Annotated in this window: 12 protein-coding genes; 4 read left to right on the top strand and 8 right to left on the bottom strand. The window is 72.2% G+C overall.

Going from position 1 to position 15044, the window contains the following annotated elements:
- The 3 genes from ACWDRB_RS23400 to ACWDRB_RS23390 form a co-directional block, all read right to left on the bottom strand.
- A complete protein-coding gene (locus tag ACWDRB_RS23400) occupies positions 1 to 609 on the bottom strand; it encodes a TetR/AcrR family transcriptional regulator (protein WP_449896774.1) in 609 nt (202 codons plus the stop codon).
- A 22-nt stretch (positions 610 to 631) separates the two neighbouring features.
- Positions 632 to 1828: a cytochrome P450 gene (locus tag ACWDRB_RS23395; RefSeq protein ID WP_449896772.1), complete on the bottom strand. Its 1197-nt coding sequence runs from the start codon at positions 1826 to 1828 to the stop codon at positions 632 to 634.
- Positions 1829 to 1966: 138 nt separating this feature from the next.
- Positions 1967 to 2839, bottom strand: a complete 873-nt coding sequence (locus ACWDRB_RS23390) for an alpha/beta fold hydrolase (protein ID WP_449896770.1) — start codon at positions 2837 to 2839, stop codon at positions 1967 to 1969.
- 342 nt (positions 2840 to 3181) lie between these two features.
- Between ACWDRB_RS23390 and ACWDRB_RS23385 the strand changes: the two genes are divergently transcribed.
- Positions 3182 to 5311, top strand: a complete 2130-nt coding sequence (locus ACWDRB_RS23385; RefSeq protein WP_449896967.1) for a BTAD domain-containing putative transcriptional regulator — start codon at positions 3182 to 3184, stop codon at positions 5309 to 5311.
- Between the two features lie 15 nt (positions 5312 to 5326).
- Here the strand turns inward: ACWDRB_RS23385 and ACWDRB_RS23380 are convergent, their stop codons facing one another.
- Positions 5327 to 5980, bottom strand: coding sequence for a class I SAM-dependent methyltransferase (locus ACWDRB_RS23380; RefSeq protein WP_449896768.1), 654 nt, complete (start codon positions 5978 to 5980; stop codon positions 5327 to 5329).
- A gap of 675 nt (positions 5981 to 6655) precedes the next feature.
- Here ACWDRB_RS23380 and ACWDRB_RS23375 point away from each other — a divergent pair.
- Complete coding sequence (locus ACWDRB_RS23375) at positions 6656 to 6937, top strand: helix-turn-helix domain-containing protein (RefSeq protein WP_449896965.1); 282 nt, start codon at positions 6656 to 6658, stop codon at positions 6935 to 6937.
- Positions 6938 to 7101: 164 nt separating this feature from the next.
- On the opposite strand, the gene ACWDRB_RS23370 is transcribed toward ACWDRB_RS23375, so the two are convergent.
- Positions 7102 to 10335 (bottom strand): efflux RND transporter permease subunit, encoded by a 3234-nt coding sequence (locus ACWDRB_RS23370; protein WP_449896766.1) that lies wholly within the window; start codon positions 10333 to 10335, stop codon positions 7102 to 7104.
- Positions 10336 to 10494: 159 nt separating this feature from the next.
- On the opposite strand from ACWDRB_RS23370, the gene ACWDRB_RS23365 reads away from it, so the two are divergent.
- Positions 10495 to 10887, top strand: coding sequence for a MarR family winged helix-turn-helix transcriptional regulator (locus tag ACWDRB_RS23365; protein ID WP_350734363.1), 393 nt, complete (start codon positions 10495 to 10497; stop codon positions 10885 to 10887).
- Positions 10888 to 10909: 22 nt separating this feature from the next.
- On the opposite strand, the gene ACWDRB_RS23360 is transcribed toward ACWDRB_RS23365, so the two are convergent.
- The 3 genes from ACWDRB_RS23360 to ACWDRB_RS23350 all read right to left on the bottom strand — a co-directional run bounded on the left by ACWDRB_RS23360 (position 10910) and on the right by ACWDRB_RS23350 (position 14816).
- Positions 10910 to 13141: a HelD family protein gene (locus tag ACWDRB_RS23360; protein ID WP_449896764.1), complete on the bottom strand. Its 2232-nt coding sequence runs from the start codon at positions 13139 to 13141 to the stop codon at positions 10910 to 10912.
- A gap of 165 nt (positions 13142 to 13306) precedes the next feature.
- A complete protein-coding gene (locus tag ACWDRB_RS23355; RefSeq protein WP_449896762.1) occupies positions 13307 to 14617 on the bottom strand; it encodes a lanthionine synthetase LanC family protein in 1311 nt (436 codons plus the stop codon).
- 37 nt (positions 14618 to 14654) lie between these two features.
- Positions 14655 to 14816 carry an arginine deiminase family protein gene (locus ACWDRB_RS23350; RefSeq protein ID WP_449896760.1) on the bottom strand — a complete coding sequence of 54 codons (162 nt, stop codon included), beginning with the start codon at positions 14814 to 14816 and terminating at the stop codon, positions 14655 to 14657.
- 17 nt (positions 14817 to 14833) lie between these two features.
- Here ACWDRB_RS23350 and ACWDRB_RS23345 point away from each other — a divergent pair, with 17 nt between their 5' ends.
- A complete protein-coding gene (locus tag ACWDRB_RS23345; RefSeq protein ID WP_449896758.1) occupies positions 14834 to 14983 on the top strand; it encodes a hypothetical protein in 150 nt (49 codons plus the stop codon).
- Positions 14984 to 15044 lie beyond the last annotated feature (61 nt).

Below are 15044 nucleotides of genomic sequence, written 5' to 3'. Positions count from 1 at the left end.
TCAGCGAGGCTTTCGGAGGCGTGCGGACGGGCAGACGGGGACGGGCAGCTCGTCGGGCGAGGGCCGCACGCCGGACAGCAGCAGGGCCAGGTAGCGGCGCGGATCGGCGTGCTCGGGGTCGCGCGGGTGCACGGTCGCCAGGGCCATCACGACGATCGCCGCCAGGTCGCGCACCGTCAGGTCCGCCCGCACCCGCCCCTCCCGCTGCGCCCTGGCCAGCACGGCGCCCAGCGGCCCCATGAACCGCTCGGCGATGTCGACCGTGAACGCGCCCGACTCCCGGGCCGCGCGCAGCAGCCCGTGGTGGGCGGCCAGGGTGTCCACGGTGGCCGCCAGCGCCTCGGTCAGCGCGCTCCCGGCGTCGTCGGCGTCGCGGGCGGCCAGGGCGAGCGGTTCGACCTCCTCGGCGAAGTACGTCTGGAACGCGGCCCTGATCACCCCGTCCCGGTCGCCGAACCTCCGGTAGACGGTCGCGATCCCGATCCCGGCGCGCCGGGCGATCTCGTCGAGGGACAGCGCCGGGCCGCTCTCACGCAGACTCGCGATCGCGGCCCGGACGATCTTGTCCGAGTTACGCAGCGCGTCGGCTCGCTGTCCCTGCTCGTGCACGATCCGTCACGTTAGCAGCCGGTCACCAGGCCACCGGGAACGAGCGCAGCCCGTACACCACGTTGAAGGCGCGGAACTCGGCCGGCTCCCCGGCCTCGCGCAGTCCGGGGAAGCGCTCGAAGAGGGCGGGGAAGGCGATCTGCATCTCCATCCTGGCCAGCGGCGCGCCCAGGCAGTGGTGCACGCCGTGGCCGAAGGCCACGTGCCCCATGTCACCGCGGCCGATGTCGAGCCGGTCGGGGTCGGCGATGTAGGCCGGGTCGCGGTTGGCCGCGGGTAGGGCGCACACCACCAGGTCGCCCGCCGCGATCGGCTGCCCGGCCAGCTCGGTGTCGGTGGTGGCGACCTTGAACGTGCCCGTGTGGACGATGCTGAGCCAGCGCAGCAGCTCCTCCACGGCGGCGTTGATCCGCTCGGGTTCGCGCCTGAGGAGCTCCAGCTGTCCGGGGTGGCGCAGCAGGGCCAGGGTGCCGATGCCGAGCATGTTGGAGGTGGTCTCGTGGCCGGCCAGCAGGAGCAGCGAGGCGATGCCGGCCAGCTCGTCGGTGCTCAGGTCGTCGCCGTGCTCGCGTACGAGCATGCCGAGCAGGTCCTCGCCCGGCTCGGTCCGGGTGCGGGCGACCAGCTCGGCCATGTAGGCGCGCGACTCGAGCTGGGCGGCGCCCCGCTCCTGGATGGGCAGCGAGACGTCGAGTATCTTCCCCGTACGTTGCTGGAAGTCGCCCCGGTCGGCGTACGGGACGCCGAGCAGCTCGCAGATCACCAGGGACGGGACCGGCAGGGCGAAGGCCGAGACCAGGTCGGCGGGCGGCCCGGCGGCCTCCATGGCGTCCAGGTGCTCGGTGACGATGTCCCGGATGCGTGGCTCCAGGCGGCGCATCCGGCGCATGGTGAACTCGGGCGTCAGCATCCGGCGCAGCCGGGTGTGCTCGGGAGGGTCGAAGGCGAGCAGGTTGCCCGCCCGGAACCGCTCGATCTCCTCGGGGCTCACCTTCGGCATGCCGGGGGCCCTGAAGACGTTGCGCTGGGCGTTGCTGAAGCGCCCGGAGTCCCCGAGCACCTCCCTGACGTCGGCGAAGCGGCTGACCATCCAGACGTCGAGGCCGAACGGGGACTTCTCCCGCCGGACGCCGTCCTTGTCGCGCGCCACCGCGACCTCGGGATCCGGGTCGAACGCGTTCCGGCGCATGTACAGGGGCAGGGTTACAGGCTCGCTCATGCCAGCTCCTCGGGGGATCGACCGTGGCCTGAAAACGATAGAAGTCTATTGCTTTCGGGCCCGGAGCGAGCGGAGCCGGTCAGCGGGTCGAGCCGGTCCGGGTGTTGTGGTCGTGTCCAGCTCACCCAGGGCCTCGTATCAGCGGGTGAGCAGTTCCCGCAGGGCCTTGGCGATCTCGGCAGGCGCCTCCTCGGCCATGAAGTGGCCGTGGCCGACGGTGTCGTGCCGCAGCCGCGGCGCCCACGCCCGCCACAGCGCCGCCGCGTCGTAGCCGAGGGCGGCGCCCCAGTCCTGCTGCAGCACCGTCACCGGCATCTCCAGGCGCCTGCCCGCCTCCCGGTCGGCCCGGTCGTGCTCGGCGTCGATGCCGGCCGAGGCGCGGTAGTCGGCGACGATCGAGGGGATCGCCTCGCGGCAGGCCTCCAGGTACGCGGCACGTACCTCGGCGGGGACCGCCTGCGCGTCGCCCGTCCAGGCGTCGAGGAAGTGGCCGAAGAACACGTCCGGGCAGGCCGCGATCATCGCCTCCGGCAGCCCGGGCGGCTGGGCCATCAGGTAGAGGTGGAAGCCGACCGCCGCCGACGCCCCGCGCATCACGTCCCACATGTCCACGGTCGGCAGCACGTCCAGGCAGGCCAGGTGGGTGATCGCCGCCGGGTGGTCGAGCCCGGCGCGGAAGGCCACCAGGGCGCCGCGATCGTGCCCGGCCAGGGCGAACCGCTCGTGCCCGAGCGCCCGGGCCAGCGCCACGACATCGGCGGCCATGGTCCGCTTGGCGTAGGTGCCGGGTCCGGTCTCGGCGGGTTTGTCGCTGGCGCCGTAACCACGCAGGTCGGGGCAGATGACCGTGTGGTCCGCGGCCAGGTCGGCGGCGACGTGCCGCCACATGAGGTGCGTCTGCGGGAAGCCGTGCAGCAGCACGATCGGGCTGCCCTCCCCCGCGACGGCCGCGCTGAGCGACACGCCGTCTGCGACGGGGACGCGGTGATAGGTGAAGCCGTCGATGACCACGATGGCCCTCTCTTTCGGTCGGTTTGTTCCGGTGGGGGAGGGATCCAGCGTGCCGGGCGTGAATGAGCATCCGATCAGCGCGCTACCGTGACCTGAGGCTGGCTGACCCTGCGTGGAGTGGGGCTACCGGTGTGCGGGCATCGGGCTGCGGCGTCTGAGACCGGCGGCACCCGAGACCGGCGGCGGACACGGCCATTGGCAGGCACGGCCGGGTCCCGCTCAGGCGCCTGCCTGCCCGCTCGGCACCGAGGCGCAAAAGGACGCCCGCCACCAGCGGGGACGCTGGTGGCGGCCGACGGATCGGTCGGTCGGCATGACCGGTAGAAGGGGGTGACGGGGGCGGTGCAGGTGACGTTCGGCGTGCTGGGGCCGGTGGCCGCCTGGGACGGCGCAGGGGACCCGATCGCCTTGAAAGGGCCGCGCCATCGCGCGGTGCTGGCCCGGCTCATCGTCGCCCGGCGGCGCGTCGTACCGGTCGCCCACCTGGTGACGGACCTGTGGGAGGACCCGCCGCCGGACGCGGTGGGCGCGCTGCGCACGTTCGTGGCGGCGCTGCGCCGGGCGCTGGAGCCGCAGCGCCCGCCCAGGTCCCCGGCCCGGCTGCTGGTCACCGAGGGGCCGGGGTACGCGTTGCGCGCGGAACCGGACGCGGTGGACGCCTGGCGCTTCGAACGGGCGGTGACCGCCTCGGGGTCGCCCGCGGACGTGCTCCCCCGCGTCGAGGAGGCGCTGGGATCGTGGCGCGGGCCCGCCTACGCGGACTTCTCCGACGAGCCCTGGGCCCGTACCGAACGCTCCCGCCTGACGGAGCTGCGGCTGCACGCCGTAGAACGCCAGGCCGAGGCCCGCCTGGACCTGGGACTGGCCGGGGAGGCGGTCCCCGACCTGGACGCCCACGTCGCCGAACATCCCTGGCGGGAGGAGGGCTGGCGGCTACTTGCTCTGGCGCTGTACCGTACCGGCCGCCAGGGCGACGCCCTCGCGGTGCTGCGCCGGGCGCGGGAGCTGCTGGTCGAGCACCTGGGCGTGGACCCCGGTCCCGGGTTGAGCCGCCTGGAGGCGGACATCCTCCACCACGCCCCTCACCTCGCCCCTGGCAGTCAGGGCCCGGCGGACACGGTGTGGGCACGGGCTGCCGCCGCCTACGACCGCAGCGTGCCGTCGGGTGCGCGTGCCCGGTTGGAGTCGACGGTGGGGCTGATGCGCGACCTCGCGGTGACGGGTGGCGGCGGCCTGCGAGCGGCCCGCGAACACCGGGTGGCGGCCATCGCGGCGGCCGAGGAGCTGGGTGACGTGGAGCTGACGGCCCGCGTCATCGGCGCCTACGACGTACCCGCGATCTGGACCCGCCTCGACGACCCCGACCAGGCAAGCCACGTGATCGCAGCCGCCGAACGCACCCTCGCCACCCTGCCACTGAGCACCCCGACCACCCTCCCACCGAGCACCCCGAGCCCGGCCACCACCCTCCCACCGGACACGGCCGCTACCCCAGCGGGGATGACCGCTATCCCAGCGGGCACGGCGCCGATCCCGGAGCATGCGACTGCGGCCTCAGAGAGCAGCGGCGCTGCCGCCCCCGCTGACGGGGCACGTTCACCGCTGGGGGCCCGTGACGCGGTGCGAGCCCGGCTGCTGGCCACCATCGCCCTGGAGTCCCGCGGCACGAACGCGGCACGAGGCCCCATCGCCGCCAGTGAGGCGGAGGTGCTCGCCCGCAGCCTGGACGACCCGGGCCTGCTGGCGTTCGCGCTCAACGGCGTCTTCATGCAGACGTTCCACCGTACGGGCCTGGCGCCCGACCGGGACGCCATCGGCGCCGAGCTGATCGCACTGTCGGCCCGGCACGGCCTGGTCACCTACGAGGTCCTGGGCCACCTCATCCGCCTCCAAGCCCGCAGCGCGCTCGCGGACTTCGAAGGAGCCGACACCCACGCGACCGCCGCCGATCACCTGGCCGCGCGGCACGAGCTGCCGCTGGTGGGCGTGTTCACCCAGTGGTATCGAGCGCTGCGCCTCGACGCGACCGGCCAGGCCCCGCCGCAGAAGGTCGAGGCGGCCTACCGATCCGCCGCCGCCCGCCTGGACGGCGCCGGCATGCCCGGCCTGGAACACGGTCTCCTGCCGCTCGCCCTTCTGTGCCTGCGCCTGCGCCACACCTCACCCACCTCGGCCGACGACGGCGCCGACTTCGGCCCCTACGATCCGTGGACGCGCCCGCTGGTCCTCCTCAGGCTCGGACACCGCCACGAGGCTGCGGCGAAGCTGCGTGACGTACCCGACCCACCGCGCGACCTGCTCTTGGAGGCCATGTGGTGCCTGGTCGCGCGGGCCGCCGCGGCCGTCGGCGACAGGGAGACCATGGCGCGCGCCCGCACCGCACTCGCACCCGCGGCGGCGGAGCTGGCCGGAGCGGGCAGCGGCCTCCTCACCCTGGGCCCGGTCTCCCAGCACCTCGATCTCCTCCGCTGAGTGCTCCCCCAGCCCTCAGGCCCCGGCGGGAGCGTCGTAGACCAGGGTGTACCGCCAGAACAGGCGACGCCGGACCCGGGCGCCGGGCAACTCCTGCGCGGCCGCGGCCCTGATGTCGGCCAGGGTCTCCTGCGCCTCGGCGGTGGGCGCCGTCATGTGCGGGGGCGGCGCGTCGGCACGGGCAGGATGCTTGACCAGCCCCATGATCGGGTTGGCGACCATGGCAGGCAGGGCGGCGAGCAGATCGGCGGGCCCCGCCTCGCGGTAACAGCCGACGACCACGAGGCGACCGCCCGGGGCGAGACAGCCGCGCAATTCCCGCAGCGTGGGCACCAGCGGGAGATGGTGCAGGACGGCGACGAGAGTGACGGCGTCCCAGCGCCGCTGCGGGTCACGCCCGGCGAAGTCGCCCTGGACGATGGTGACCGCGGGGTCGTCGGCGAAGCGCTCCGCCGCGGCCCCGGCGGTCGCGAGGTCGGGTTCGAGCCCGGTGACGGTGGCGGCGCGGCGGCGGAGCAGGGCGACGAGGTTGCCCGTGCCGCACCCGACGTCAAGGACGTGGCCGGCCCCGGACGCGGCCACCTGGCCGACGACCCAGCCGCCGTAGTGGTCGTTGTGGCTCCACGGGTGCCGCTTGTTGAAACGGTCGAGGTGAGACAGCAGCGCCATGACGACCAACCCTAGCGATCGCGCTCTCCGACGGGTGATCACGATCGCACGAAAATCGATCGAGACCCGCCGACGAGTGCGCTAGCGTCTTACCTCGCTGGTCCCTCACATCCGTTGGGCCTGGTGCGAGTACGGGTCGAACTGCATCGGTTATCTCTTTCTGCAAAAAAGATCACATCCGGTGCCGCTTCTCATATCCGTACTCGTTCTCAGCTCGGCGGCCACCGGTGTGGTTCGGTGAGGGCACGGGTCGAAGTTCGTCGGTTACCACTCATAATGGGGCGGTCGCAGGTTCGAGTCCTGCCCGGGGCAACGCTCCGGTAGCTCAGTTGGCAGAGCACCTGATACCGGTGAACATCCCATATCCGCGCCTTCTCCGGACCTCACCGGTCCCCTCGTCAGCTTTGCCGGTGGCACGGGTCGAATCTGGTCGGTTACCTGAGGTTCGACTCCTTCCGGCCGCTCTCTCGTGCGGCCGGCGCCCAGATCGGTTGGGCACCCGGCCGGAGCCCCATATCCGTGCCTCCGGAAAGCTGACGATCAGGGGAGGGCGGGTCGAAGTCGTTCGGTTATCTCCGGCACCGGCGGTCGCAGGGTTCAAGTCCCCGCTGCGCGCCTTTTGGCGCGCAAAGCTCAGCGGTAGAGCTCCGGTCATGATCCGGTCGGCACCCCCATATCCGCCCTCCCCTCCCCCGCATTCGCCACCTGGCGGGGATCGACGCGACTTGCCCTCCCGGGACCTGCGGCGGCTCCGTCGCCGGCTGGATCCGTGAACGCCGCCCGGAACAATGCCGGCGCGATCTCGCCGACCCCCAGCCGGCCACCCACCCGATCAACGCGATCGCAGCCCGATGGGGATTAACCAACGCAGCGCATTTCAGCCAGGCCTTCCGCAACGCCTATGGCCTGCCGCTGCGCCAATTCCGCGAGCAGTCCGCGACAGTGCATTCAGACTGAAGATGCCCGTAACGACAGGCCCGGCCACCGCCCGCACCCTTGAGCGAGGAAGCCGACGAGAGCCGGCCAAAGCTTCGACAGATGGGCGGTCACGAACCTCCGCCCCGACGGCCGTTTGCCCGGCGGGGTGCGGTGACCCCACCGGGCAAAGAGCGCCGCCTCTGTCAGGAGGTCGGGGTGAGGACCTTCGCCTCGTGCTTGGGCTCGGCCGGCTTGCGCCGCATCCGCTCCTTCGCCCGCTCCACCATCGTGTACAGCGTCGGGACCAGCACCAGGGTCAGCAGCGTCGAGCTGATCAGACCACCGATCACCACGATCGCCAGCGGCTGCGAGATGAACCCGCCGGAGCCGGTCACCCCCAGCGCCATCGGCGTCAGCGCGCAGATCGTGGCCACCGCCGTCATCAGGATCGGCCGCAGCCTGCGCCGCCCGCCCTCGATGACCGCTTCCACCACGCCCATGCCCTGCTCGCGATACTGGTTGATCAGGTCGATGAGCACGATGGCGTTGGTCACCACGATGCCGATCAGCATCAGCATGCCGATCAGCGCCGGCACGCCCAGGGCGGTGTCGGTGGCGACCAGCAGCCCGATCGCGCCCGTGGCCGCGAACGGGATCGATACCAGCAGGATCAGCGGCTGGACGAAGCTGCGGAACGTCGCCACCATGATCAGGAAGACGATCGCGATCGCCGCCAGCATCGCCAGCCCCAGGTCGGAGAACGCGTCCGACTGCTGGGCCGACGCGCCGCCGATCTCATAGGTGGCGCCCGCGGACAGCGACAGGCCGTTCAGCTTGGTCGTCAGCGTCTGCGTCACGGCGCCGAGGTTGCCGGCGTCGGCCGCCTTGGCCGACACCGTGGCCGAACGCTCGCCGTCGATCCGCGTCACCTGCGTCGGCCCGGCCACCTCCTTGACGTCCGCGACCGTCGACAGCTTGATCATGCCCGCCGCCGTCGGCAGCTTCAGGTCCTTGATCGCCTTGATGTCGTCCGGCGCGTCCGCGCCGCGCAGCACCAGGTCGCTGGAGCGGCCGTCCAGGGTGATCTGGCCCAGCGGAGCGCCGCGGAAGGCCTGCGCCACCGCCTGCCCCACCTGTGCCTCCGACAGGCCCCGCTCCGCGGCCTCCTGCCGGTCCACCGCAACCTCGACCCGCGGCGCGCTGGTCTCCATGTTGGAGGACACCTCGGTGAGGCCCGACACCTCGCCCATCGCGGTCTTGACCGTGTCGGTCGCCGTGCGCAGCGTCTCGGCGTCGGGCGCCTGCACGATCACGTCGATCGTGTCGGAGGAGAACCCGCCGCCGCCGGCGCCGCCCACCGTGACCTCGCCGACGCCCGACAGGCCGTCGATCCGCTCGCGCAGCGCCTGCTGCACCTTGTCGGGGTCGGCGCCCTCCTTGACCGTCACGGAGTACGACGCCCGGTCCGCGCCACCGCCGACCGCGCCGCCCTGCATGGCGTTGCCGCCACCGACGTTCACCTGGTACGTCTCCACGCCGTCCAGGTCCTTCAGCACGCCCTCGACCTGCTGGGCGGCCTTGTCCGTGGTCGCCAGGTCGGTGCCGACCGGCATCTTCTGCGACAGGGAGATCGTGTTCTGGCCCGAGGAGTCCAGGAAGTTCGTCTGCAGCCCGCCGGCCAGGCCCATCGTGCCGATGAACACCGCCACGCCGATGAGGATCGTCACCAGCTTGAACCGGGTCGCGAACCGCAGCACCGGCAGGTAGGCCCGCTGCAGCGGCGAGCGCAGCTCCTTGGCCTCGGCCTCCTCGCGCTGCTTGCGCGCCTGCTCCGGCGTCAGGTCCGGCGCCTTCAGGAACCAGTACGCCAGCACCGGCACCACCGTCAGCGACACCACCAGCGAGGCCAGCAGCGCCACCGCCACCGTGATCGCGAACGGGCTGAACAGCTCGCCCACCATGCCGCCCACGATCGCGATCGGCGCGAACACCGCCACCGTCGTCAGCGTCGAGGCCGTCACCGCGCCTGACACCTCGCGCACCGCCGTCAGGATCGCCTGCAGCTTGGCCTCGCCGTACGCGAGATGTCGCTTGATGTTCTCCAGCACCACGATCGAGTCGTCGACCACCCGGCCCACCGCGATCGTCAGCGCGCCCAGGGTCAGCATGTTCAGCGAATAGTCGCCCGCCCACAACACGATCAGCGCGATCACCACCGACAGCGGGATCGACACCGCCGTCACCAGCGTCGAACGCACCGACAGCAGGAACACCAGGATGACCAGCACCGCGAACGCCAGGCCCAGCAGGCCCTCGGTGGTCAGGCTCCGGATCGACTCCTCCACGTACGGCGCCTGGTCGAACACCACCGACACCGCCGTGTCCGAGCTGTCGCCCAGCGACCTGGTCAGCTCGGGCAGCTTCTCCCGGATGTCGTGCGAGATCGACACCGCGTTGCCGTCGGGCACCATCGTCACCGACACGCCCAGGCTCGTCTTGCCGTCCGTACGGGTGATCGTCGCCGCGTCCGCCAGCCCCTGCTTGATCTCGGCGACGTCGCCCAACTTGACCGGCTTGAGCGGCTTGGGCTTGGGCGCCTGCTGCTGCGCGAGGGCCGCCGGGGACTGGCCCGGACGGCCGGGCTGCCCGGTCTGCGGGCGGGCCTGGGCCTGGCTCGGCTGCTGCTGGGTGGCCGCCGGCTGGGCCGGGGTCAGGTACAGGTCCTTCAGCTTGGCCACCGAGTCGACCCGCGCACCCACCTGCACCGTGAGGGACTTGCCGTCAGCGGTCAGGGTGCCCGCCGGGATCGGCGTGCCGTTCGCCTTCAGCACATCGGGGATCTGCGAGGCCGACACTCCGGCCTTCGTCATCTTCTTGGTGTCCGGCTCGATCGTGACGACCTCGTCACGGGTGCCCGTGACCGACGCCTCCCGTACGCCCTCCACGCTCTGCAGCTCCGGCACCATGATCCGGCGCAGCTTGTCGGCCATCGCCCGCTCGTCGCCGCCATCGCCCACCGCGAGCACCACCACCGGGATGTCGTCGGTGTTGCCCGCCACGACCTGCGGATCCACCCCGTCCGGGAGGGAGACGCGGGTGATGGCCTGCTGCATCTTGTTCAGCGAGGACTCGACGTCCGTGCCGTACTCGAAGGCCACCTGGATCTGCGCCAGGCCCTCCTTCGACGTCGAGGTCATCTGCTCCATGCCGTCCAGGCCCTGGAACGAGTCCTCGATCGGCTTCGTCACCTGGTCCTCGACGATCTCGGGCGAGGCACCCGGATACGCCGCGACCACGAACGCGCCAGGGAAGCTCAAAGACGGCAGCAACTGCTGCTTCAACTGCGGAATCGTGAACACGCCGAACGCGCTGAGCACGAGCGCGAGCAATATCACAAGGCTGCGATTGACCAGGCTCAAACGGGCGAATGCGGTCATAGGCGTCCCCTCCAAGAGTTCGCCCCAGACTAACACTTCGCCTCGAACGAATATTTAGACAGATCGAGCTTTCCTGATAACCTTCTCAGGAAGCGAGAGGTGAGTGTGAGCGACGAACGCGAAGACCTGATCCGTCGAATCAGCGAAACACAGCGTGGCATGGGGCGACTGTTCGCCCAACATCAGTCCCCGCTGTTCACCTCCAACCTGACCATGCGACAACTCCACGTCATCATGCTCCTGGCCTTCAACGGCTCCGCCTCCGGCCAGGAGCTCGCGCACCACCTCGGCGTCAGTCTCGGCACCGTCACCGGCCTCGTCGACCGGCTCGTCGCCCACGGCCTCGTCACCCGTCACGAGGACCCCCACGACCGCCGCGTCCGCCGCGCCGAGCTCTCCCCCGCCGGCACCGCCCTGATCGAGGAGATCCAGGACTCCGGGTTCGAACACTATCGCCGCATCCTGGACCACCTCGACACCGAGACCCTGCGCTCACTCGACCACATCACGCGCACCATCCGCGCGGTGGCCGACAAGCTGTACAACGAATGACCTGTACCTCAGGCCGGCGCCTTTACGTTGTAGATTCGAAAGCCAGCCCGGACAGGACCTCCGGCAGCTCCCCCTCGTACACGACGGTCAGCCGCCGGGTGGCCCGCGTCACCGCCACGTACAGGTCCTGACCTCCCATCGGCGACTGACCCATGATCCCCGCCGGATCCACCACCACGACCGCGTCGAACTCCAGCCCCTTGGCCTGCCCCACCGTCAGCACCACCACCGGCGCGTCCAGGTCACCCTCCGGGAACAGGCCGGCCACCTCCGCGTGCCGCGCGTCCGAGGTCACCACGCCCACCCGGCCCTCGCCGATCGAGGCCAGCTCCCCGTCCACCAGCCCCGGCAGCCCGGCCACCGGCAGGCGCACCGCGAGCGGCCGTGAGCCGCCCTCGCGCACCGACTCGGGCGGCTCCTGCTCGGGCGCGAAGGCCCGCAGCACGTCCGCCGCCACCGTCATGATCTCCACCGGCGTGCGGTAGTTGACCAGCAGCCGCTCCTCGCGCCAGCGCCCCTCGAGGTAGGGGTCCAGCACCTCCCCCCACGACCGCGCCCCGGCCGCCGACCCCGTCTGGGCCAGGTCGCCCACGACCGTCAGCGACTTCGCCGGCACCCGCCGCATGATCATCCGCCAGGCCATCGCCGACAGCTCCTGCGCCTCGTCCACGATCACGTGGCCGTACGCCCACGTCCGGTCCGCCGCCGCCCGGTCGGCCGTCGTCAGCCCGAGCCCGTCGTCCGCGTGCCGCTCCGCCAGTACGTCGGCCCGGTCGAAGATGCCCTCCTCCAGCACCCCCGTGCTCTGCAGCACCTCCAGCGCGTACAGCTCCTCCGACGCCTGCTCCTCGGACGCCCGCCTGGTCGCCACCCGGCGCTCCGAGTCGTCCTCGCCCAGCAGCTCGGCCGCCTCGTCCAGCAGCGGCACGTCCCCGGCCGTCCACGGCGCGTCCACCGGGCGGACCAGCTCCTGCCAGTCCAGCCCCGACGGCGCCACCGACCACAGCGTCTCCGGCGAGGCCAGCGCCTCCGAGATCAGCCGCCGAGGGGTCAGCTCCGGCCACAGGTCGTCCACCGCCCGCCGGATCCCCGGCTCGCCCCACAGCCGCCGCGAGGCCAGCTCCAGATCCAGCTCGTCCAGGTCGCCTTCCAGGTCGAGCGGCTGCGCGAGCTCCGGTTCGTCCTCGATGACCAGTTCCTCGATGTGCAGCGACTCCTCCAGCGCCCGCGCCTCGGCCTTGGCCAGCTCCTTGAGCAGCTCGGTGACGTACAGCTTGCGCGCCATGTTGTGCGGCAGCCGCACCGCCCGCGCCCGGTCGCGCAGCCGCACGCACGTCGCGTGCGGCACCCGCAGGTTGAGCCCGTCCAGCTCGACCACCAGATCGCCCTCGGGCGCGCGCTGGCGCAGCTCCAGCGCGCGGGCGACCACGTCGGCCATCCGCGCGTCGCCCTTGACCACCGCCGTCGCCGGCCCGTCGGCCGCGCTCGCCCGCACCCCCGGGAACATCTCCCCGACCGTGGTCATCACCACCTGCGTCTCCCCCAGCGCCGGCAGCACCTGGCTGATGTAGCGCAGGAACATCGAGTTGGGGCCCACCACCAGCACGCCGCGCCGCTCAAGGGTGTCGCGGTGGGTGTAGAGCAGGTACGCCGCCCGGTGCAGCGCCGCCACGGTCTTGCCGGTGCCCGGGCCGCCCTGCACCACCAGCGCTCCCTGCAGCGAGGCGCGGATCACCCGGTCCTGCTCGGTCTGGATGGTGGCCACCACGTCGCCCATCCGGCCCGTCCTGCCCCGGCGCAGCGCCGCCAGCAGCGCCGCCTCGCCGACGAGCGCGCGCCGGTCGCCGTCGCTCATCCCCTCCAGGTCGAACACCTCGTCGTCGATGCCGACCACCGTGCGGTCCTTCAGGTGCAGGTGCCTGCGGCGCACCAGCCCGCCCGGGTCGGTGGCCGTGGCCACGTAGAACGGCCGCGCGGCAGGGGCCCGCCAGTCGATGAGGACCGACTCGTGCTCCTCGTCGCGCAGCCCGATCCTGCCGACGTACGTGCTCTGCCCCGTGCCGTCGTCGATGCGGCCGAAGCACAGGCCCCGCTCGACCGCGTTCAGCTGGGCCAGCCTCCTGGCCTGCTCCGAGGCCATCGCCTCGCGTTCGACCATCGCCTGGCGGGTGCCGCCGGCCCTGGCGTACACGTCTCGCAGCGCCGCCTGCGCCCGCCCTCTGGCGACGTCGAGCCGGCCGTACAGCCACGACACAGTACGCTGTTCGCTGTCAAGGGCTTCCGCAAGACCATCTTGACGATTAGCCATTCGCTGGTATACTCCTAACCGGAGGATTGTGAAGCCTTTGCCTGAATTGGGCAATCGAGCTTAACGCCGCACGCGCGTGCGCGCAATCTCCTCGTTGCGTCATTCAGGGCGTTATTCGGGCAGCATGCCGGAAGGTGCGGGGATCGCCGGGAACGGGTTGTCCGGCAGCAGGATCACCCGCCGTCCCCGCCCCACCGCCTCCAGGTGCAGCAGCGCCGTGCCGATGCCCGCCGCGCCCGCCATGTACCCGGTGTCCGCGCTCACCACGCCGGGACGTACCCGCTCGAAGGCCTGGTACCACCGCAGACCCCCGCCGTCGCCGCTCGCCCTGCCCGCCAGGTGCTCGCCCAGCGTCCGGGCGAAGCCCAGGTACGCCTCCCGCCCCGTCACCGCCCACAACCCGATGAACAGCTCCACCAGCCCCGCCAGCCCGCAGCACTGGCAGGCCGTGTCCCACAGCCCGGGCACCCGCCGTCCCGGCACGCCGCTCGTCACGATCCCCGTGGCCAGCCGCTCGGCCCACTCCAGGTCGGCCGGGTCACCCCCGGCCCGGTACAGCTCCACGAACATCCGCGCCACTCCGGCGGAGCCCGAGCAGAACCCCAGGTAGTGCAGCCCTCGCCCCTGCGGCAGATGGTGCGGCACCAGCGCGCGCCGGCCGCTCAGCACGCTGACCGAGCGCACGAAATCCGCGCCCCTGCGCGCCGCCTCCAGGAACCGGGCATCCCCGCTCACCCCGTACAGGCGGGCCAGCAGGAACGCCGTCCCCGCCGTACCGGCCAGGAAGCCCGGCGTGACCGCGTCCGCCGGCAGGCCCTCGCAGTCGCCGAAGCGGTGCCCCGGCACCGCCAGCCGCGCCGCCCGCAGCCCCGCCTCGGCCGCGAGCTCCGCGTACGACGGCACCCCCAGCATCGAGGCGCCGTGCAGCAGCGCCAGCACGACACCGCCGTCGCCCCGCTGCGCCGGATCCCCCGACCAGCCGGGACCGCCGTCCATCGGCCGCGCCGCCCGCGCCACCCGGTCCAGCGCCACCACGGCCGCCTCCTCGGCCACACCGTCGCCCAGCACCCACCCGGCCTCGCACAAGGCGACCGCGATCCCGCCCAGCCCGTGGTGGAACGTCACGTCTCCGACCCCGGGCCCGGCTTCGACCAGGTAGCGCACGCCCGCCCGGGCGTCCTCCAGGTACTCCTCCCGCCCGGTCGCGGCGGCCAGCTCCAGGAAGAACAGCACGATGCCGGCCGCGCCGCCGTACAGGGAGGCGGGCTCAGGCGTCAGCGCGGAGCGGCCCCGCGGGTCGGGGTTGCCCACCCAGTGCCGCGCCCGCGCGTCGCCCGCGGCCGCCGTCCTGATCCACCGCGCGGCCCCGATCGCGGCACGCAGCGGGGCTCCGGCGGACGCGCGGGTCGGATCCAGGCTCATGACGCACCCGAGGGCTCTTCCCGATCAGTGAACGACCTCAATTCTCCCCCATCCCACCCCGCCCGCCAATCGGCGCTCGAACCCCTCGATTGGTGTACTGGCTCTTGTGGTACCCCACCACGACGCCGGGCTCGAGGGCGAGGAAGTTGTCGCCCGAGTCCCGCTGCTCGCTCGTCCCCGCCGGCGGGGATCGGCTCACGCCTGGCCGATGTCGCCATGGACCCTGCGGTAGGCGCCCGCGACGAACGCGATGCCGTCGCCCGGCGCTGCGGCTTCGGCACCGCCGAAACCCTCCGCCGCACGTTCCAGCGGCTGGTCGGCATCGCGCCTTCCGACTATCGCGACCGCTTCAGAACCGCACTCTGAGCACCCGCGCCCTGCCGATCCCCATCGAGCCGACCGCCTCTACGGCTCTCTGCTATAGTGC

This window comes from Nonomuraea sp. NPDC003707 (assembly GCF_053587055.1).
The sequence above is the reverse complement of the archived record's forward strand: the minus strand, read 5'-3'. Positions and strand labels throughout refer to the sequence as shown.

Excerpts from the sequence above, each read along its gene's own strand:
- ACWDRB_RS23395 (WP_449896772.1), bottom strand. The coding sequence starts at position 1,828 with ATGAGCGAGCCTGTAACCCTGCCCCTGTACATGCGCCGGAACGCGTTC.
- ACWDRB_RS23380 (WP_449896768.1), bottom strand. The coding sequence starts at position 5,980 with ATGGCGCTGCTGTCTCACCTCGACCGTTTCAACAAGCGGCACCCGTGG.
- ACWDRB_RS23370 (WP_449896766.1), bottom strand. The coding sequence starts at position 10,335 with ATGACCGCATTCGCCCGTTTGAGCCTGGTCAATCGCAGCCTTGTGATA.
- ACWDRB_RS23365 (WP_350734363.1), top strand. The coding sequence starts at position 10,495 with ATGGGGCGACTGTTCGCCCAACATCAGTCCCCGCTGTTCACCTCCAAC.
- ACWDRB_RS23355 (WP_449896762.1), bottom strand. The coding sequence starts at position 14,617 with ATGAGCCTGGATCCGACCCGCGCGTCCGCCGGAGCCCCGCTGCGTGCC.
- ACWDRB_RS23345 (WP_449896758.1), top strand. The coding sequence starts at position 14,834 with ATGGACCCTGCGGTAGGCGCCCGCGACGAACGCGATGCCGTCGCCCGG.